At 72.8% G+C, this 19,885-nt stretch carries 17 protein-coding genes and 1 tRNA gene; 8 read left to right on the forward strand and 10 right to left on the reverse strand.

The genetic code is table 11. The annotated features are described in order from the left end of the window. The 6 genes from UW392_RS46975 to aztB all read right to left on the reverse strand — a co-directional run. Positions 1-2,084, reverse strand: a 2,084-nt coding sequence (locus UW392_RS46975) for an AMP-binding protein (RefSeq protein WP_320781488.1), incomplete at its 3' end; no start/stop codon positions are given. Between the two features lie 130 nt (positions 2,085-2,214). Beyond that, complete coding sequence (locus tag UW392_RS46980; RefSeq protein ID WP_320781489.1) at positions 2,215-2,970, reverse strand: class I SAM-dependent methyltransferase; 756 nt, start codon at positions 2,968-2,970, stop codon at positions 2,215-2,217. Positions 2,971-3,043: 73 nt separating this feature from the next. Further along, positions 3,044-4,252, reverse strand: coding sequence for a zinc metallochaperone AztD (gene aztD / locus UW392_RS46985; protein WP_320781490.1), 1,209 nt, complete (start codon positions 4,250-4,252; stop codon positions 3,044-3,046). A gap of 68 nt (positions 4,253-4,320) precedes the next feature. Next, positions 4,321-5,289 carry a zinc ABC transporter substrate-binding protein AztC gene (gene aztC / locus UW392_RS46990; protein ID WP_320781491.1) on the reverse strand — a complete coding sequence of 323 codons (969 nt, stop codon included), beginning with the start codon at positions 5,287-5,289 and terminating at the stop codon, positions 4,321-4,323. Next, positions 5,286-6,512 carry a hypothetical protein gene (locus tag UW392_RS46995; RefSeq protein WP_320781492.1) on the reverse strand — a complete coding sequence of 409 codons (1,227 nt, stop codon included), beginning with the start codon at positions 6,510-6,512 and terminating at the stop codon, positions 5,286-5,288. Before UW392_RS46995 ends, aztC begins: the two co-directional genes overlap by 4 nt. Before the next feature lie 32 nt (positions 6,513-6,544). Beyond that, positions 6,545-7,399 carry a zinc ABC transporter permease AztB gene (gene aztB / locus UW392_RS47000; protein WP_320781493.1) on the reverse strand — a complete coding sequence of 285 codons (855 nt, stop codon included), beginning with the start codon at positions 7,397-7,399 and terminating at the stop codon, positions 6,545-6,547. Positions 7,400-7,413: 14 nt separating this feature from the next. Between aztB and aztA the strand changes: the two genes are divergently transcribed. The 4 genes from aztA to UW392_RS47020 all read left to right on the forward strand — a co-directional run bounded on the left by aztA (position 7,414) and on the right by UW392_RS47020 (position 10,088). Continuing rightward, positions 7,414-8,157, forward strand: coding sequence for a zinc ABC transporter ATP-binding protein AztA (gene aztA / locus UW392_RS47005; RefSeq protein WP_320781494.1), 744 nt, complete (start codon positions 7,414-7,416; stop codon positions 8,155-8,157). A 77-nt stretch (positions 8,158-8,234) separates the two neighbouring features. After that, positions 8,235-8,405, forward strand: a complete 171-nt coding sequence (rpmF, locus tag UW392_RS47010; protein WP_320781495.1) for a 50S ribosomal protein L32 — start codon at positions 8,235-8,237, stop codon at positions 8,403-8,405. 5 nt (positions 8,406-8,410) lie between these two features. Beyond that, entirely contained in the window at positions 8,411-9,625 is a 1,215-nt protein-coding gene (locus tag UW392_RS47015) for a GTP-binding protein (RefSeq protein ID WP_320781496.1), read from the forward strand. A gap of 37 nt (positions 9,626-9,662) precedes the next feature. Next, positions 9,663-10,088, forward strand: a complete 426-nt coding sequence (locus tag UW392_RS47020; protein WP_320781497.1) for a Fur family transcriptional regulator — start codon at positions 9,663-9,665, stop codon at positions 10,086-10,088. Here the strand turns inward: UW392_RS47020 and UW392_RS47025 are convergent. Beyond that, positions 10,085-12,010 (reverse strand): ABC transporter ATP-binding protein, encoded by a 1,926-nt coding sequence (locus UW392_RS47025; protein WP_320781510.1) that lies wholly within the window; start codon positions 12,008-12,010, stop codon positions 10,085-10,087. The two genes, UW392_RS47020 and UW392_RS47025, sit on opposite strands and share 4 nt — an antisense overlap. A gap of 273 nt (positions 12,011-12,283) precedes the next feature. Here UW392_RS47025 and UW392_RS47030 point away from each other — a divergent pair, with 273 nt between their 5' ends. Beyond that, positions 12,284-13,369 carry a mechanosensitive ion channel family protein gene (locus UW392_RS47030; RefSeq protein WP_320781498.1) on the forward strand — a complete coding sequence of 362 codons (1,086 nt, stop codon included), beginning with the start codon at positions 12,284-12,286 and terminating at the stop codon, positions 13,367-13,369. A 165-nt stretch (positions 13,370-13,534) separates the two neighbouring features. Continuing rightward, complete coding sequence (locus UW392_RS47035) at positions 13,535-15,754, forward strand: NADP-dependent isocitrate dehydrogenase (protein ID WP_320781499.1); 2,220 nt, start codon at positions 13,535-13,537, stop codon at positions 15,752-15,754. Positions 15,755-15,929: 175 nt separating this feature from the next. On the opposite strand, the gene UW392_RS47040 is transcribed toward UW392_RS47035, so the two are convergent. Beyond that, positions 15,930-16,003 (reverse strand) — tRNA-Pro (locus UW392_RS47040). A gap of 159 nt (positions 16,004-16,162) precedes the next feature. Between UW392_RS47040 and UW392_RS47045 the strand changes: the two genes are divergently transcribed. Further along, complete coding sequence (locus UW392_RS47045; protein ID WP_320781500.1) at positions 16,163-17,134, forward strand: TauD/TfdA family dioxygenase; 972 nt, start codon at positions 16,163-16,165, stop codon at positions 17,132-17,134. A 19-nt stretch (positions 17,135-17,153) separates the two neighbouring features. Here the strand turns inward: UW392_RS47045 and UW392_RS47050 are convergent, their stop codons facing one another. Further along, positions 17,154-17,921, reverse strand: coding sequence for an NPP1 family protein (locus UW392_RS47050; RefSeq protein WP_320781501.1), 768 nt, complete (start codon positions 17,919-17,921; stop codon positions 17,154-17,156). Positions 17,922-18,159: 238 nt separating this feature from the next. After that, positions 18,160-19,260 carry an iron-containing alcohol dehydrogenase gene (locus UW392_RS47055; protein WP_320781511.1) on the reverse strand — a complete coding sequence of 367 codons (1,101 nt, stop codon included), beginning with the start codon at positions 19,258-19,260 and terminating at the stop codon, positions 18,160-18,162. 281 nt (positions 19,261-19,541) lie between these two features. Between UW392_RS47055 and UW392_RS47060 the strand changes: the two genes are divergently transcribed. After that, on the forward strand, positions 19,542-19,751 hold the full coding sequence (locus tag UW392_RS47060; protein WP_320781502.1) for a helix-turn-helix domain-containing protein: 210 nt from the start codon (positions 19,542-19,544) through the stop codon (positions 19,749-19,751). Positions 19,752-19,885: the final 134 nt, after the last annotated feature.

The following is a 19,885-nucleotide window of genomic DNA, read 5'->3' on the forward strand; positions in this document are numbered from 1 at the left end:
CCCGCGGCGGTCAGCCGGTGCGCGGTGACGCCCTCGGGCCACTCGACGGTCACCCCGCGGCCGGTCAGCGCGTGGCGCACACCGGCCCGTTCGCAGACGGCGGCGATCCGTGCGGCCGGCCAGGACGGTTCGACGGGCAGGTAGCCCGCTCCGGCCGCGCTCACGCCGAGCACCGCGGTGATCTGCGCGGCACCCTTCTCGCAGGCGACGGCCACCAGGTCGCCGGGCCCGACACCGTGGGCGGTCAGCAGCCCGGCGGTGGCGGCGGCGTTGTCCGCGAGGCGGCCGTGGGTGACGGTGGCGGCGGAGGTGCGCAGGGCGGGCCGCTGCGGGTGCGTGCGGGCCGCGTCGGCGGCCGGGTCGTGCAGCAGCGGGCCGGCGGCCGGGAAGGGCACGGCGTCCAGGGGCTCCGCGGGGTGGAACGAGGGGTCCCAGCCCAGCGCGGGGTCCTGCCAGGCGGCGGTGCGTGTAAGGGTGCGCAGCAGGCGTACGTAGGCGTCGAGCAGACCCGGTACCCAGCCGTCGGGGAAGGCGCCCTCGACCGCGTCCCAGGCCAGGCGGAGCCGTCCGCCCTCGTCCCACACGATGTGGTCGAGCAGGACCTGCGGGGTCTGGGAGATGCCGTACACCTCCTCGCCGAGCCAGGCGGCCGGAGGTTCCCCGCCGCCCGCGAGCCCCACCCCGCTGGTGAAGACCACCGGGTGGCTGGGGGCGCCCACCGACGGTCCCAGGGTCCGCGCCCGCAGGTCCCGGAGCACCTCGACGCCGGAGACCGAACGGTGGTCCAGGTCCTCCCAGAAGCGGCGGTTGACGGCGGTGGCGTAGGCGCCGAAGCCCGTCCAGCGGGTGAGGTCGAGGCGGGGGGTGCCGACCAGGGCGGTGGTGGTGAAGTCGCCCACCACGCCCTCGGCGCCGCCGGACTCCGGGCGGTCGAACAGGGTGGTGTTGAGGCAGATCCGCTCCCCCGCGCCCCACCGGCCGAGGACGACGGCGAAGGCGGCGAGCAGGGCGGCGGTCGGCGTGACGGCGTGCTCGGTACATCGGGCGCGCAGTGCGGCCCAGGACGCGGCGTCCAGTTCGGCGGCGGAACGGACGAAGCGGGGCGGGGTGGTGTCGTCCGGGTCGCGCAGCACCGGCAGTCGTGGCGCCGGCGGCAGCTCGGGGGCACGCTCCGCCCAGTAGTCGCGGTCCCGGGCGCGCCGGGCGGCCCACTCGGGATCGCGGGCGCGCGCGAGTTGGAGGTCGGCGAACCGCGCCGCCGGCTCGGGGAGCCGGTGGGCGGGGTCCTCGACGAGGCGGCCCCACTGGCGCATGAGCAGCATCCAGCCGGCCAGGTCCGTCAGGAGCACGTCCACGCCGACGTGCAGCCGGGTGCGTCCGTCGGGCAGCAGCGTGGCGTGCAGGTCGAACAGCGGCCAGGAGCCGGTCGGACGGTTCCGGTGGGAACGCTCCGCGCGCTGCGCCGACAGGACCCCCTCGACCTGTCCGGCGGGCTCCCCGCGCAGGTCGGTGACGCCGATCCGGTACGGGCCCGGGTCGCCGACGATGTGCTGGCGGCCCCGGTCGTCCACCGTCATCCGCAGCATCGGGTGGTGCCCGACCAGCCGGTTCCACGCGGTCTCCAGCCGGGCCACGTCCACGAGCGGGTCCGCGTCACCGGGCGTGCGGTCGTACTCGTGGTAGTAGTGCGTGGCCACCCCGCCCAGCGGCAGGCCCTCGGCCCGCCCGGCGAGGTACGAGGCCTGAATGGGCGTCAGAGGGAAGCCCTCGCCCTCCGTCCCCGTCTCCGTCCGCGTCTCCGTCCACGCGTCGCCGTGCGGGTCGTTCCCCCCGGTACGGGCGGTGCGCAGCCGGTCCGCCACCGCGCGGGCGGTGGCGGCGTCCCCCAGGAAGGCGGTCAACGGCAGGTCCGCGCCGGTGCGTTCACGGATCCTGCGCCGCAGGCGTACCGCGGTGAACGATTCGAGGCCCAGGGCCGCGAGCGGCTGCGTCAGCGAGATCTCCCGCGGTGGTGTGCCGAGGACTTCGGCTATGCAGTCGATGACGCGGTCGAGCAGGTCGTCGCTCGGCACAGGCTGGTTCATCCGGTCTCCGTTGCAGCGGCGGGCAGGCAGGGGCTTCCCCCTGCCTTTCGGCAGGCGGCCTCTCGGCAGGGGGAAGCAGACACCGACGAACCTAAATGAAAATGATTATCAGATCAACTAATGGGAGCGATCAGTTGTGTTCCGCGCGCTCCAGGACGCACAGGCCGAGCGCCGGATCGCCCGCCCGGCGCAGGACGAGCCCCGCTCCGGCCGCCTCCGCCGCCAGCACGTCCTCCCCCGCCACCCACCAGCGGTACTCGACCGACGCCTCGCCCAGCGGCCGTCCGCCGCTCAGGGTCCGGTAGTCCATGCGCCAGGTGATCTCGTCCGCCCCCGAGGGCCGCGCGCTCGCCCAGCCCTCGTACACGAGGTCGCCGACGACGGCGTGGGCCATCCGCGTCCGCTCCACCACCGCCGGCGCGAACGGCGGGGTGACGTTGAACACCAGCGCCCCACCGGGGGCGAGGCGCCGGGCCGCGCGCTCCCAGAGCGCGCGCCGCTGTGCGGGCGGCAGGTGCCCGAGCATGTTCAGCGCCACGACCGCGCGCACGCCCTCCGGCCACCGCACGCTCGCGCTGTCGCCGGGGACCACGGTGACCCGTGCGCGGAGCCCGGCGTCGTCGTGGACGCGGGCCAGCAGGACGGCACGCATGGCGACGGAGGGTTCGACGGCCAGCACCGGCGCCCCGGGCAGCGCGTCGCAGATCACGCGCACGCCCCGGCCGGAACCGGCCCCGAGGTCCACCACGGCCCCCGTCCGGGCCCGGACACCCGTCAGGACGTCCGCCACCGCGGCGCCCAGCGGTTCCCACGAATCGGCGATCATGATGTCGAGGTACTCGGCGGACCGCTCGTAGGGGTCGTGGAAGCCGGAAGGTTCACTCATCACTGCTCTCCAGAACTGGAAAGCGGGGCCGCCCGGGCATCCGGGCGGCCCCGCACTCGTACGGCCTTGTGGGTCAGTGGCCCGCGACGACGCCCGACAGCTCGTTGGTGCTCTTGGGCAGGGTCACGGACTTCAGCGTCTCGCCCGACTCGATGTCGACGGCGTACAGCTTGCGCTTGCTCGGCTCGGAGACGTACGCGGTGTGGTCGCGGACGAAGACGGTGGGCCTGGCCTGCTGCCAGTCCAGCGGCTCCTGCCACTCGTCCACGACGGGGATCTCCTTCTCCACCTTGCCCGTCTTCGGGTCGATGACGTGCAGGGCACCGTCCGTGCCGAGCACCAGCGCCTCACCGTGCGGACCGCGGGCCAGCGAGCGGAACGAGTAGCTGGTGCCCAGGTCGACGAGGCGCAGCTTGTTGGTCTCGGTGTCGATCAGCGAGATGCGGGTCGGGCGCTCCAGCTCCGCCTCCTTGTCGGTCTTGTAGTCGCCCAGGAGGACCGTCGACGCGTCGCTGCCGGCCTGGTTGCCGATGCGGCCGTAGTCGTCGGGGGCGTCCACCTTGGTGAACTCGCCGTCCTTGTAGATGAGGACGCCGTCCTCGCAGCCCACGGCGATGGCCTCGCCCTTGGCCGCCGCCTCGCCGTGGACCCCCGGGCAGTTCTCGGCGCGCTTGATCTCCTTGCCGTCCTCGTCCAGGACGAGCGCGCCGGTCCGCTTCTCCTCGGTGCCGAGGGTGCTGAGGAGTTCGCCGTTCTCCAGCTCGATGGCGACGCCGTGGTGCGCCTCGGCCGACGCGTACGTCCGGCCCTCCGGCTTCTTGCCGCTCGCGAGGTCGGCCGGGTCGAAGACGTTGACCTCGCCGGTGCCGTCGGTGAAGAGCACGGTCTTGCCGGCGTGACGGACGACGTGTCCGGGCTTCGCGCCCTCGTACTCGATGTCGGTGAGGGCCGCCCCGACGGCGTCCAGGACGCGGAAGCCGCTGTCGGTGGAGACGACGACGTGGGAGTCGTCGCCCGCGGGGTTGACCCGGTTGAAGCCGGGCAGCTCGATCGTCCCGGCGACCTCCAGGCTCTCGCCGTCCAGGACGTACAGGCCGCCGTCGAAGGTGGTGACCAGCGGGTTCTTGACGTCGGCGGCGGCCTTGGCGCTCGGCGAGCCCTCGGCCTTCGCGTCGGAGGAGGAGGTGTTCTCCGACCCGCCGCCGCAGGCGGTCAGAACCGTGGACACCGCCAGGGCGAGCGCCGTCCCCACGAGGGCTCTGTTGCGTGTCGACTTGTTCACGGGTGTGTTCCTTTCTGTGCCGCGTGGCCGCGGCGTTCGGTGGTGGGTGCTGCGGGACGGGCCGCCGGTCAGTCGCCGGTCAGGCCGTCGGTCATGGCGGTGGTGTTGGCGCGCATCATCAGCAGGTAGGTGTCGGCGCCCTCGCCGCGCTCGGTCAGCGACTCGGAGTAGAGCTTCACGACGCTCACCCGGTCGCCCAGTTCCGTGCGCAGGACCTCGGCCAGCCGGGTGGGCTGGGAGGAGTCGGCGAAGACGGTGCGTACCCCGGCGTCGTCCATGGCCTCGGTGAGCGAGCGCAGGTCGGAGGAGGAGGGCGAGGCCAGCGTGGTACCGCTCGGGATGACCGCGCCGATCACGCGGAAGCCGAAGCGTTCGGCGAGGTAGCCGAAGACGTGGTGGTTGGTCACCAGCGCGCGGTCGTCCTCGGGGATGGTGTCGAACGACTTCTCCATCCAGGTGGTGAGGTCGGCGAGTTCACCGTCGTAGCGCGCGGCGTTGTCGCGGACCGCCCCGTCGTCCACTCCGTCCACGTGCTCGACCACCTGGTCGGCGATCAGGCCGGCGGCCTTGCGCACGCGGTCGGGGTCGGTCCAGAAGTGCGGGTCGGGCTGCCCGGCCTCCTCCTCGGGCCCGCCGTCGTCGTGCGTGCCGAAGGTCAGCGGGTCCGCGGCCTCGCCCGCGGCGAAGGTGGCGACCCCGGACTCGCGGGCGGCGTCGACGTGCCGCAGGACGTTCTCCTCCAGGCCCAGCCCGTTGTAGACGACGAGGTCCGCCTGTTCCAGCTCGGCGGCCTGCGCGGCCGACAGGCCGAAGGAGTGCGGGTCCGCGTTCGGCTTCATCAGCACGGTGACGTCGGCCTCGTCGCCGACGATCTCCCTGGTGACGTCGCCGAGGATGTTGGTGGTCACCACGATGTGGGGCCGGTCCCCGCCGGTGCTCGTGCAGGCCGTGGCCGCGGCGGCCGTCAGGGCGGTGAACAGCGCCAGGAGGCGGAGGCGCGGCCGGGTCGCGCGCGCCGTCGTTCTCTTCCTCGTCATCGGCCCGTCTCCACCATCAGGGCCGGTTCGACGTCCAGGTCGAAGGTGCGCGCGATGCGCAGGTCGTCGTTGTAGTCGATCTCGTACACGCGCTTGCCCTCGGGGTCGTTGAGGTAGGCCCGGCTGCGGTCGACCTCGATGACCGGTCCGCCGGCCGCGTCGGCGTCCTTCAGCAGGGACTCGGTCTCGGCCGTCTGCTTGCCGGTGGCGATGTCGTAGCCGTGCAACGCGCCGTCGGACTGGAGGACGAGCAGCGGGGAGCCCTCGCCGGCGGTGTTGGCCGCGACGACGGGCCCTTCCGTCTCCACCCGGGTCCAGGCGCGCTCCCCGACGTCCAGGACCCACACGGCCCGGTCGCCGGCGGGGGCCGTGAGGGTGTCGCTGCCGGACCGGTACCGGAAGTCCGTGGCCCGTTCGTCCGCGGGCACGTCCTCGCCGTACGGGATCTTCTCGGCGGTGAACCCGCCGTCCGACGCGCGGACGAGCAGCGCTCCGTCGGCGCACCCGAGGACCACTCCGCGCCGGGTGACGGCGTCGCCCTGCGGCTGGGCGCACTCCGCGTCCGGCGACGCCACGCGCTCGCCCTCGCGGTCGTACACCACGACCTTCGTCCGGCCACCGTCGTCCGTGAGGGCGAGCAGGTGCTCCTCGTACGGGACGACGGCGCCCTCGTGCGTGCCGGGGAGCGTGCGGGGCGAGCCGACCTCGCCCTTGTCCAGTTCGGTCCGTTCGTACAGCTCGGTACGGCCGTCCTCGCCGGTCACGGCGGTCACGGCGGCGTCGCTGCGGACGTGTGTGCCCGGGCCTCCGGGGAACTGCCCGACCTCGCGTATCTCCGCGCTGTAGTAGTGCACGTGGTCGCCGTGGTCGACCATCCAGGCGCCCCCGTCGAGCACCTGCGTACCGCCCGGGGTGTGGAAGTAGCCGAACCGGCCGTCCGTGGTGAGTGCGGTGGCGTCCTCGACCGCCGGCACCTCGTGCACCTCGCCGGTGATCAGGTCGAGGACCCGGGTGTCACCCGTCCCGGGGTCGCCGAGCAGCAGCCGCGACTGCTGTTCGGCCGCCTCCTTGGCCCCCTCGACATAGCCGTGGGGGACGGCGGACGGGGAACTCGCCGACGGAGAGGCCGGCTTGTCGTCCTGGCCGGCGCAGCTCGTGGCGAGCAGCGCGGTGAGCACCAGCGCGGCCGGGCCCCGCAGCGGGATGTTCCTTCGGGCGGGCAAGAGGATCGCCTCCGTCTTTCTGTGGATCGATGTCAGTGGGTCGTCGGGACGGTGGCGGCGAGGTGCCGCGTACGGCGGTGGCGGAGGCCGGACACCAGGTGGGAGAGGAAGAACAGGCTCACCGCGAGGGCCGAGACGGTCGCCCCGGCCGCGGTGCTCAGGTGCCAGGACAGCAGCAGCCCGAGGAACGTCGAGACGGTGCCGAGGAGCGCGGCGAGGAGCATCACCCCACGCACGCTGCGCGCCCAGGGCAGGGCGGCCGCCGGCGGGGCGATGAGCAGGCCGAGCACCAGGAGCGTGCCCACGATGTGGAACGAGGCGACGATGGCCAGGGCCAGCAGGCCGAGCAGGACGGCGTGCGCCAGCCGGGGGCGCAGGCCGAGCGTGCGGGCCTTGCGCGGGTCGAACGCCAGGGCCAGGAAGGCCCGGTGACCGAGGACCGAGACGGCCAGCGCCAGCAGCAGCGCCCCCGCCAGCAGGGCCAGGTCCTGTTCGCGGACGGCCAGCACGTCACCGAAGAGGAACCCGGTCAGGTCCACGGCGAACGACTGTGAACGCGAGACGATGATGACGCCGAGCGAGAGCATCCCCACGAAGAGCAGACCGATCCCGGTGTCCTGGGACAGCCTCGGGGTGCGGCCCAGCGCGGTGACGCCGGCCGTCATGACGGCCGCACTCGCCACCGCCCCCACCAGCAGGTTGCCGCCGAACAGCGCGGCGATCGCGACACCGGGCAGCAGCCCGTGGGACATGGCGTCCCCCAGGAAGGCCATCCCCCTGAGCACCACCCAGGTACCGGCCAGCGCGCAGATCGCGGACACGAGAATTCCGCCCCAGAGGGCCCTCTGTACGAAGGTCACCTCGAAGGGGCCTGTCAACCACTCCATATGAGCACACTACAATGACAATCATGTTCAACGAAAAGGGGTCATCGTCCGCCGCCGTCCGCGACAGGGCGCCCCGCGTCCGCTTCTCGGGCCTGTGCGCCGGCTATCCGGGCCGCCCCGTCCTGCATCAACTCACCGCCGAGATACCGCCGTTGACCACGACGGCGCTGGTCGGTCCGAACGGGAGCGGCAAGTCGACCCTGCTCGGGGTCCTGGCCGGTGTGATCGACCCGACGTCGGGCGACCTCGAGTTCGGCGGGCCCCGGCCGCCGGCCTTCGTGCCGCAGCGCGGGGCCGTCGGTGACGCGCTGCCGCTGACGGTCCGGCAGACCGTGGAGATGGGGCGCTGGGGCGAGCGCGGACCGTGGCGCCGGCTGACCCGGCAGGACCGCGCGACGGTGGACACGGTGATGGAGCGGCTCGGCATCACCGGGCTCGCGGCCCGCCAGCTCGGCGAGCTGTCCGGCGGACAGCGCCAGCGCACCCTGATCGCCCAGGGGCTGGCCCAGGAGTCGGACCTGCTGCTCCTGGACGAGCCGACGACCGGACTCGACCCCGAGGCCAGGGAGCGCATCGCGACACTGCTCGGGGAACTGGTCGCCGACGGGGTGACCGTCGTCCAGGCGACGCACGACCTCGCGGCCGCGCGCTCGGCGGACACCTGTCTGCTGCTGCGCGAGGGGCGCCTGGTGGCACAGGGGCATCCCGAGCAGGTCCTCACCACGTCGACGCTCGCCCAGGTCTGGCAGCCGGCGTGAGGGCGGGGGGCACTCGTACATGAAAATGATTGTCGTATGCTGCTGCCGTACGACCGTCACCACCGAGAGGACCCCCCATGGCCGTGCCCAAGCGCAAGATGTCCCGCAGCAACACCCGTCACCGTCGCGCCCAGTGGAAGGCGAGCACGCCGACGCTCGTGACGATCACCGTGGACGGCGTGGACCACCGGGTGCCGCAGCACCTCGTCCCCGCCTACCGGCGCGGTCTGCTGCGCCCGGAGGACTGAACCGGATGCCGTCGCGACGCCTCCCCGTGACCGTGCTGTCGGGCTTCCTCGGCGCCGGCAAGACGACCCTCCTCAACCACGTCCTCACCAACCGTGAGGGGCTGCGCGTGGCGGTGATCGTCAACGACATGAGCGAGATCAACATCGACGCCGCCCTGGTGCGCGGCGGCCGGGCGGCCCTCTCCCGCACCGAGGAGCGCCTGGTGGAGATGGTTAACGGCTGTATCTGCTGCACACTCCGGGACGACCTGCTGGAGGAGGTCGACCGGCTCGCCCGGGACGGCCGCTTCGACTACCTGCTCATCGAGTCGAGCGGCATCTCCGAACCGATGCCGGTGGCCGCCACCTTCGCGTATCCCCGCGACGACGGCGCCGCGCTGGAGGACGTGGCCCGGCTCGACACCATGGTCACCGTCGTCGACGCGGCCAACTTCCTGACGGAGCTGGACGCCGGGGACGACCTCGCGGAGCGGGGGCTGGCCCCCTACGAGGACGACGAGCGCACCGTGAGCGACCTGCTGGTCGACCAGGTCGAGTTCGCCGACGTGCTGGTGCTCAACAAGCTGGACCTGGTCGACGACGGCGACGCCGACCGGTTGCGCGGAGCGCTGGCGCGGCTCAACCCGGGGGCCCGCATCGTTCCCGCGGTGCACGGGCGCGTCGACGCCCGCGACGTCCTGGAGACCGGGCGGTTCGACCCCGAGCGCGCGCAGCAGGCGCCCGGCTGGGTGCGGGAGCTGAACGGCGACCACGTGCCGGAGACCGAGGAGTACGGCATCTCCTCCCTGGTCTTCCGGTCCGCCGTGCCGTTCCACCCGGGGCGGCTCTGGGAGTTCGTGACCGACGACACCGGGGGCATGGGCAGCGGCCGGCACGGCCGGATCCTGCGGTCCAAGGGCTTCTTCACCCTCGCCGGTCGCGGCGGTGTGACCGGCCTGTGGTCGCAGGCCGGTTCCGTGGCCCGGTTCGAACCGTCCGGGGCGCGGGACGCCGACGCGCCCCACGCGCAGGAGCTGGTGTTCATCGGTGTCGGCCTGCGGGGGGACGGCCTGCGCGCGGCCCTGACCGGATGCCTCATGGCCGACGGGGAGCAGGTGCCCGCGACCGATCCCTTCCCCGACTGGGACACCGGCGAGGTCTGCGAGCTCGAGCACGCGCATCCATACGAGCCCGGACATGAGCACGGGTACGGCCATCAGGCGCTGACCGCGGTCGTCTGACGGGAATACGTCCGGGCCGGCGACGGGAGGCACGACCATGTACGGAACGTCCCGCGGCGAGTGGCGCGCGACCCCGCAACGCGCCGCCGTCCTGCGGGCCCTGCACCTCCACGACGGGTTCGTCTCGGCACAGACCCTGCACGCCGGGCTCCCGGCGGACGGGGTGCCGGTGGGGCTGACCACCGTCTACCGCACCCTCCGCATGCTGGAGGCTGCGGGGCACGTCGACGTGGTGCGCGACGGTGACGGTGAACGCCTCTACCGTCCCCGGCCGGCCGGCGGCCACCGTCACTACCTCCTGTGCCGGGAGTGCGACGTCAGCCTGGCGGTCGACGCCGAGGAGGTCGAACGGTGGGCTGCGCGGATCGCCCGGGACACCGGGTTCCACGCGGTCGCACACACCCTCGAACTGACGGGTGTGTGCGACGGGTGCCGGCCCGTGCGGACCGGTCGCCGACACTAGGTGGCGACGGTTTCGCCCAGGTGCCGGAGACCGTTCGCGGTGCCGCCCGGGCGCCCGCCGTCGTTCACCCGGCCGTCGTCGAACTGCGTGCGGTACAGCTCCGCGTACCGTCCGTCCGCCGCCAGCAGCTCCTCGTGCGTGCCGCGCTCCACGACGCGGCCCGCCTCGACCACCAGGATCAGGTCGGCAGCCCTGACCGTGGACAGACGGTGGGCGATCACCACCGCGGTGCGCCCTTGGAGGGCCTCCGCGAGCGCCTCCTGGACGGCGGCCTCGGAGGTGTTGTCCAGGTGGGCCGTGGCCTCGTCGAGGATGACGACGCGCTGCCGGGCCAGCAGCAGCCGGGCGATGGTCATCCGCTGGCGTTCACCGCCGGAGAGCCGGTAGCCGCGCTCCCCGACCACGGTGTCGAGGCCGTCCGGCAGGGACCGTACGAGGTCGCCGAGGCGGGCGCGGCCCAGGGCGTCCCAGAGGTCGTCGTCGGTGGCACCGGGGCGGGCGAGCAGCAGGTTGGCGCGGACCGTGTCGTGGAAGAGGTGCCCGTCCTGGGTGACCATGCCGAGCGTCCCGCGCAGTGAGGCGGTCGTCAGGTCCCGTACGTCGACGCCGCCGACGCGTACCGCGCCCGCGTCCGTGTCGTACAGCCGGGGCAGCAGCTGCGCGACGGTCGACTTGCCCGCGCCCGAGGAGCCGACCAGGGCGACGGTCTGTCCGGGTTCGGCGCGGAAGGAGACGCCGTGGAGGACCTCGGTGCCGCCCCTCGTGTCAAGGGATGCGACCTCTTCGAGGGAGGCCAGGGAGATCTTGTCCGCGGACGGGTAGCCGAAGCGGACGTCGTCGAACTCGACGGAGACCGGGCCGTCGGGCACCGTGCGGGCGTCCGGCTTCTCCTCGATCAGCGGCTTCAGGTCGAGCACCTCGAAGACGCGCTCGAAGCTCACCAGGGCGCTCATGATGTCCACGCGCGCCCCGGCGAGCGCGGTGAGCGGTGCGTAGAGGCGGGTCAGCAGCAGGGCGAGCGACACGACGGCGCCGGGTTCCAGGGCGCCGCGCAGGGCGAACCAGCCGCCGAGGCCGTAGACGAGGGCGAGCGCGAGGGCCGACACCAGGGTGAGGGCCGTGATGAACGCCTCCTGCGCCATCGCCGTACGCACCCCGATGTCCCGCACCCGCCGGGCCCGCTCCGCGAACTCGGCCGACTCCTCCTCCGGGCGTCCGAAGAGCTTCACCAGGGTGGCGCCGGGCGCCGAGAACCGCTCCGTCATCCGGGTGCCCATGGCTGCGTTCAGGTCCGCCGCCTCCCGCTGCAGCCCGGCCATGCGGCGGCCCATCCGGCGGGCGGGCACCACGAAGACCGGCAGCAGGACCAGCGCGAGCAGGGTGACCTGCCAGGACAGGGTGAGCATCACCACGAGCGTGAGCAGCAGCGTGACCAGGTTGCTCACCACTCCGGAGAGCGTGTTGCTGAACGCGCGCTGGGCGCCGATCACATCGTTGTTGAGACGGCTGACGAGCGCTCCCGTACGGGTGCGGGTGAAGAACGCGACCGGCATGCGCTGCACGTGGTCGAAGACGGCGGTCCGCAGATCGAGGATGAGGCCCTCGCCGAGCGTCGCCGACAGCCGGCGGCCGAGCAGGCCGAGTGCCGCCTCGGCGAGCGCGATGAGGGCGATCAGCACGGCGAGGCGTACGACGCGGCTCTCGTCGCCGCCCGCGACGATGGCGTCGACGACGTCGCCCGCGAGCACGGGTGTCGCGACGGCCAGCAGCGCGGTCACCACGCTCAACAGCACGAAGCGCGTGATGCGGCGGCGGTGGGGGCGGGCGAAGGCGGCGGTCCGGCGCAGGGTGGCACGGGCCAGTGGTCTGCGCTCGCGGGCGGTCATGACACTCTGCAACTGGGTCCAGGCGGTGGTCTCCATGCTCATGTGCCGGACGGTAGGACCTCAAGCAAAGTTGAGGTCAAGGGAGCGGCCCGGCCGGATCCTCCCCGGTGCCCGGCCCATGACCGGTTGCCGCAGGTCCGGCACCGAACAGCCGTACGCGTACGGCAGGATGAGCCCCACGCCCGATGTCGTACACACGTCCGGGCGCTTTCCTGCAGACCGGCATCCCTCAGGTGGCAAGGTGACGACACACCACATCCGGCCCGTGAGCCGTTCCCGGCGTGACCCGCGTTCCGCGGGAGGCGTCCGGTGAACCGGGACCTCACTCTCGACGACCTCGTCATGGCCTCGGTGGCCCTGGCGGCGGGCCTCCTCGCGGCGTTCCTGCTGCGCCTGCTGCTGCGCTGGCTGGGCCGGCACGCGTCGCGCACGCGGTGGACCGGCGACGACGTCGTCGTCGACGCGCTGCGCGCGCTGGTGCCGTGGTCCGCGGTGGCCGGCGGCGCGGCGGTCGCGGCGGCGGTGCTGCCGCTGACGCGCACGGTCGGCCGCCACGTCAACCAGACCCTGACCGTGCTGCTGATCCTGCTGGCGACGATCACCGCGGCCCGGGTGGTCGGCAATCTGGTGCGGACGGTCGCGCAGTCGCGGGCCGGGGTCGCGGGCTCGGTCACGATCTTCGTCAACATCACCCGGGTGATGGTCACGGCCATCGGCTGCCTCGTGGTGCTGCAGACCCTGGGCATCCCGATCGCCCCCATGGTCACCGCGCTGGGCGTCGGCGGTCTCGCGGTCGCCCTGGCCCTCCAGGACACCCTGGCCAACCTGTTCGCGGGCATCCACATCCTCGCCTCCAAGACGGTGCAGGTCGGTGACTACATCCGGCTGACCAGCGGCGAGGAGGGTTATGTCGAGGACATCAACTGGCGGCAGACCACGATCCGCTCGCTCTCCAACAACCTGGTGATCATCCCCAACGGGAAGCTCGCCGGTACCAACATGACCAACTACAACCGGCCCGAGCAGGAGATGACCCTCCTGGTGCAGGTCGGCGTCGGCTACGACAGTGACCTGGAGCACGTGGAACGGGTGACGAACGAGGTGGTGGCCGAGGTGATGACCGGGGTCGAGGGGGCGCTGCCGGAGCACGAGCCCGCCGTCCGCTTCCACACCTTCGGCGACTCGCGCATCGGCATGACGGTCATCCTCGGCGTCGGCGAGTTCGGCGACCAGTACCGGATCAAGCACGAGTTCATCAAGCGCCTGCACCGGCGCTACCGGGACGAGGGCATCCGCATCCCGGCGCCCACCCGGACCGTCGCCCTGCACCAGGGCGACAGCCTGCCGGTGATCCCGCACCAGCGGGAGGCGGACGGCGCGCCGCGGGTGCTCTGAGCGGCCGCGGGCCCCGCGCCGCGGCGGGCCGGAGGGGCCGGGGACGCCCCGGTCCTCCCCCTCGCGCGGAGTGCTCACTTTCACCGCCGGGCCCCTGTCGAGATGCGGTCGCCCACGAGATATCTTGATGTCGAGCAATGTTGCAGACGTGGAGCGGAGCACCCGGTGACTGACTCGACCATCATCTACACCCACACGGACGAGGCGCCCGCCCTGGCGACCTACTCGTTCCTGCCGGTGATCCAGGCGTACGCCGCGCAGGCCGGCGTGAACGTCGACACCCGTGACATCTCGCTGGCCGGGCGCATCATCGCCGTCTTCCCGGAGTACCTGAGCGAGGACCAGCGCATCCCGGACGCCCTCGCGGAGCTCGGCGAGCTCGCGAAGACGCCCGCCGCCAACATCATCAAGCTGCCGAACATCTCGGCGTCCATCCCGCAGCTCAAGGCCGCCGTCGCCGAGCTGCAGGGCCAGGGCTACGCGCTGCCGGCCTACCCGGACGACCCGAAGACCGACGAGGAGCGCGAGATCCGCGCCCGCTACGACAAGGTCAAGGGCTCCGCCGTCAACCCGGTGCTGCGCGAGGGCAACTCCGACCGCCGCGCCCCCGCCTCGGTGAAGAACTACGCCAAGGCCCACCCGCACCGCATGGGTGCCTGGACCGGCGAGTCGAAGACCAACGTCGCCACCATGGGCGGACACGACTTCCGCTCCACCGAGAAGTCCGTCGTCATCGACGAGGACGGCGCCCTGCGCATCGAGCTGGTCGCCGAGGACGGCACCACCACCGTGCTGCGCGAGTCGGTCCCGGTGCTCGCCGGTGAGGTCGTCGACGCCTCCGTGCTGCGGGTCGCCGCGCTGCGCGAGTTCCTGACCGCGCAGATCGCCCGTGCCAAGGAGGAGGGCATCCTCTACTCCGTGCACCTGAAGGCCACGATGATGAAGGTCTCCGACCCGATCGTCTTCGGCCACGTGGTGCGCGCCTTCTTCCCGAAGACGTTCGAGAAGTACGGCGAGAAGCTCGCCGCGGCCGGCCTCTCCCCGAACGACGGCCTGGGCGGCATCTACAAGGGCCTGGAGTCCCTGCCCGAGGGCGCCGAGATCAAGGCCTCCTTCGACGCCGAGCTCGCCGAGGGCCCGGAGCTGGCCATGGTCGACTCGGACAAGGGCATCACCAACCTGCACGTGCCCTCCGACGTCATCATCGACGCCTCGATGCCGGCCATGATCCGCACCTCCGGCCACATGTGGGGCCCGGACGGCCAGGAGCACGACGCGCTCGCCGTCATCCCGGACAGCAGCTACGCGGGCGTCTACCAGGCCGTGATCGAGGACTGCCGCGCCAACGGCGCCTTCGACCCCTCCACCATGGGCACCGTCCCGAACGTCGGCCTCATGGCGCAGAAGGCCGAGGAGTACGGCAGCCACGACAAGACCTTCGAGATCGCCACCGCCGGCACGGTCCGCCTGGTCGACCAGGCCGGCACCACCGTCCTGGAGCAGCCCGTCTCCGTCGGTGACATCTTCCGCGCCTGCCAGACCAAGGACGCGCCGATCAGGGACTGGGTGAAGCTCGCCGTCACCCGCGCCCGCGCCACCGGCGACCCGGCCGTGTTCTGGCTGGACGAGGAGCGCGCCCACGACGCCAACCTCATCGCCAAGGTGGAGCGGTACCTGCCGGAGCACGACACCGAGGGCCTGGACATCCGCGTCCTGAACCCGGTCGAGGCCACCAAGCTGTCGGTGGAGCGCATCCGCCGCGGCGAGAACACCATCTCCGTCACCGGCAACGTCCTGCGCGACTACCTGACCGACCTGTTCCCGATCCTGGAGCTGGGCACCAGCGCCAAGATGCTGTCGGTCGTCCCGCTGATGGCGGGCGGCGGCCTCTTCGAGACGGGCGCCGGCGGCTCCGCCCCGAAGCACGTCCAGCAGCTGGTCAAGGAGAACTACCTGCGTTGGGACTCCCTGGGTGAGTTCTTCGCCCTGGTGCCGTCCCTGGAGCAGTACGCGAAGGTCACGGGCAACCAGCGCGCCCAGGTCCTCGCCGACACCCTGGACCGCGCCACGGCGACCTTCCTGGAGGAGGACAAGTCCCCGACCCGTCGCGTCGGCGGCATCGACAACCGCGGCAGCCACTTCTACCTGTCCCTGTACTGGGCGCAGGAGCTGGCCCGGCAGACCGACGACGCGGAGCTGGCCAAGGCCTTCGCCCCGCTCGCCGAGACCCTCGCCGCCAACGAGCAGAAGATCGTCGAGGAGCTCGCCGCGGTGCAGGGCAGCCCGGCCGAGATCGGCGGCTACTACCAGCCCGACCCGGCCAAGGCCGCCGCGGCCATGCGCCCGTCGACGACCTGGAACGAGACGCTGGCCTCGCTCGCCTGATGCCCCGTCCACGGGCCGCGGGCCCGTGACGTACCTCGGCCGCCCCGTCCGGAACCCGTTCCGGACGGGGCGGCCGCTCGTCGTCCGGCTCTCGCGCCGGTACTTCCGGCCGGTGGCCGGCCCGCCGCGGCACGACAAAAGCCCCGTGGGTTCTCACCCACGGGGCTGATCGCTGTCGGGACGACAGGATTTGAACCTGCGACCCCTTGACCCCCAGTCAAGTGCGCTACCAAGCTGCGCCACGTCCCGATGCGCCGACGCGGTTCCCCGCGCGATCACGCACGTAAACCCTACCGTATCCGGTCGGCGGCTCCGTACACCCCGGACCCCGCGTGGCATGCGCACGCCGTGTCGGGGGTAGACCGGGGCACGGGACCGACGGCAGGGGGACAGGGCGGTGAGCAGCCGATGAGCGGGGAGACGTCCGCAGGGGCGGCGGAGGGCCTCGACGTGCGGCCCGCCGCCGGACACATCGGGGCCGAGATCCACGGCGTGGACCTGGCGGCCGGACCGACGGACGAGGTCGTCGCCGGGATCCGGGCGGCGCTGCTGCGCTGGAAGGTGGTGTTCCTCCGGGAGCAGAAGCTCGACCACGCCGGGCACATCGCGTTCGCCCGCCGCTTCGGGGAACCGGTCACGCTGCGGTCCCGGGGGTCCGCCTCCCCGGCCGGCTTCCCGGAGGTCGAGACGACGGCCGACCGGCTGGAGCTGGCGGGGAAGCACGGGATGTCGCACGCCGAGTGGCTGGAGCGGCGCCGCCACTCCACGCTGCGCGGCTGGCACGCGGACCACACCGCGCGGATCGATCCGCCGGCCCTGACGATCCTGCGCGCCGAGCGTGTGCCGCCGTACGGCGGGGACACCACCTGGGCCAATCTGGCGGCGGCGTACGCGGGGCTCTCCGAGCCGGTACGGCGGTTCGCCGACGGGCTGCGCGCCGAACACCGGCTCGGCGTCGGCTACCTCCCGCGCTCCGGGCCCGACGCGTACACGCGGCACCTCCAGGACCATCAGGTGGCCTCGGCGCACCCGGTGGTGCGGGTGCACCCGGAGAGCGGCGAACGCGCCCTGTACGTCAACCCGTACTACGTGGAGAACATCATCGGGGTCTCCCGGGCGGAGAACCGGCTGCTGCTGGAGATGTTCGTGGAGCAGGTGACCCGGCCCGAGTACACGGTCCGCTTCCGCTGGGAGCCCGGCAGCGTGGCGCTCTGGGACAACCGCACCACGATCCACCTGGCTCCGAGCGACACCGCCCACCTGGACCACCCGCGCATCATGCACCGCGTCATGACGGCCGGGGAGGTCCCGGTGGGCGTGGACGGGGCGCCCTCGGAGCCGATCGCCGGGTCACCCCTGCACCGGCCCGCGCAGGGGTGACCCCGCCCCGTCGGACGGGTCAGGCGTGGGGGTCGAAGGTGACGCCCGCGGGCTTGGCCTTCGCCAGGTGGGAGGCGAAGCTGCCGTCCTTCAGGCCGAAGGTGGCGCTGCCGAAGTCGTGCGCGACCAGCTTGTCGCGCAGGCCGGCGGGGTAGCCGTTCCAGCCGACCAGCGCGGGGTACTGCCAGGTGCCCCGGTGGTTCTCCGGGGGCTCGTCGTTGTTGTTGGCGGGGCGGAAGCAGTGCGTGCTGATGCCGTCCTTGTGGTAGACGACCTTGGCGTGGGTGCCGTCCCAGCGGATCTGGTCCCGGTGGTGGATGTCGAAGTTCCCGTGGGCCGAAGTGGCCACGTACTGGGCCTGGTTGTTCTGCACCCAGACCACGACGTGCTCCCAGTCGTGGCGGTGCCCGCCGAGGCTGCTGCCGGGCAGGGCCTGGTCCTTCTCGAAGTACAGGCCGTAGATGACGGCGCACCAGCCGTTGTTGCACTTGGAACGGGAGTAGCTGTTGGTGTTGGCGAGGTCCTCGGCGTCGCGGCACTGGCCGTTGAGGGCGCCGGTGGGGTTGAGGCCGGCGTTGACGGTGCCGTCGGATCCTATGGCGGCCGTGGAGTAACAGCCGTCCGTGTCGTAGTCGAAGGCCGGCTGGAACGTCCGCTCCAGCGCTTCGGCGTTGGCCGGCAGCGCCGGGGGCGTGGCCGCGAGGGCGCTGCCGGGGAAGGCGAGCACCAGCGCGGCGGCGCCGGCGAGGGTGAGGGTGGCTCTGCGGATCCGCGAGCTCGACGTCACTGCGTCCTCCTGATCGACCGGTGGGGCGGCACACAAGCGGAACTGGACATGTCATGTTGACATGCCCGGGTCAGCGTCAGGGTCATTATGGGAGAACAGCGTCGACGTGGCCGGCAGCTACGGGTGTCACAGCGATGAATGATCAACGAACAGCGGAACCGCGGCGGTCCGCGGGTGCGCACGGGCCCGCTCCGCCCGGCGCGGGCCGGCGGGGGGCCCTACGGCGAGCTCGTCACGCTCAGGCAGCCGAGCGGGGGCCGAGCGGGCGCGCCGTCGGCGCCGCACCCTCGTACGCCGCCTCCAGGAGGACCTGTACGTCCTGCACGGTGACCCGCCGGGGGTTCGGATAGGACTCCCCCGTGGCCCGCGCCGCGACGGCCGCCACCTCGCGTTCGTGCAGGCCGAGTTCGGCGAGGGAGCGGGGGCCGTCGAGACGGGCGGCCAGGTCCCACAGGGAGCGGGCCGGGTCGCCGGCGTCCAGGGCGCGTCCCAGGAGGCCGATCGCCGCGGGGGCGGCGGGCGCGTTGTACGCGAGGACGTACGGCAGGACCACGAGGTGCGTCTCGGCGTACGGCAGACCGAAGCCGTCGCCCAGGACGTGGCACAGCTGGTGGTGCAGGCCCGTGGTGGTGATCCCGAGGGCGGCCCCGCACAGCCAGGCCCCGTACAGGGCCAGCCCGCGCGCGTCCCCGTCGTCCGGGTCGTCCGCCAGCGCCGGGAGGGCGCGGGTCATGGCCCGTGCGCCCTCCTCGGCCATCAGCCGGGCCGGCGGAGAGGTGTCCGGCGCGTAGAGAGCCTCGGCCGCGTGGGCGACCGCGTGGACACCGCTGGCCGCGGTCAGGCCGGCGGGCAGCGAGAGGGTGAGGTCGGGGTCGTACACGACGCTGCGCGGGAGGACCGACGGGGCGCGGCCGGTGCGCTCGACGCCGTGCTGGGCGAGGTCCCAGACGGGTGTCATCTCGGAGCCCGCGTACGTGGTCGGCACGGCGATGAGCGGCAGTCCGGTGCGGAGCGCGACCGCCTTGCCCAGCCCGATCGCGGAGCCCCCGCCGACGGCCACGCAGCCGTCGGCGCCCGCGGCACGCGCCACGTCCACGGCCCGGGCCGCCACCTCCGCGGTCACCCTCGCCCGGGCCACCGCCAGCAGTCCGGCGCAGGCCCCGTCGAGGGCGTCCGCGACGGTCCGGGCGACCCCCTCGCCACGCGGCCCGCTCAGCACCAGCAGACGGCGCAGCCCGAGCCGCCCGGCCTCGCCCGGCGTCGCGGTCACCGAGGCGCCGGGACGGAAGACGATCCGTGCGGGCCGGGTCTCGTACACGAACTCCGCCATGCGGTGCATGGAGCTTGGGTCGATGTTCACGACAACCGCCTCACCGGTGTCGCCGGCCTGAGGTCTGCCGTACTGTCGATGGCCCGGACACCTCCGGTACCGGGTACCTCGCTCGACCCCTCCCACTCGCAGCTCGCGTGGCCGGTATACCGGCCACGACCAGCTCAGGTCGCGTCGAAGCCGCCCGGCACGACCGCCGACATATGTGCTCCGCGTCAGGACGACGGGGCTGCACACGCGTGACCACTCGGGCACCCGCCGGGGCCCGGAAGGCGCCGCGGGATGTGGTGATGGGGGCCCGGACGGTCGAGCTGAGCCGGTCGGGGCTGCGGGTGCCGGCGATCGCTGCGGAGCTGGGCTGCAGCCGGAAGACGGTCCGGTGCCGGCTGCACTGCTTCAGCCACTCGGGTCTGCGGAGGCTGGATGCCCTGACAGCCACGGTCCGGGCCGAGGCACAGTCGGAGGATGCGGCCTTCGCCCCGGCCTGGCGGTCACGATGACCGCACCCTCCCGCAACAGCGCCTTCTACCAGCGGTAATGCATCTGCTGGAGCGGGCCGATCCGCGCAGGGATCTCTGGGTCGGGGTACACATCGGCTGTCGTCACGTCAGGGGTTTCGAAAACCTCGCGCGAA

The sequence above is a fragment of the Streptomyces sp. CRN 30 genome, from assembly GCF_034105845.1.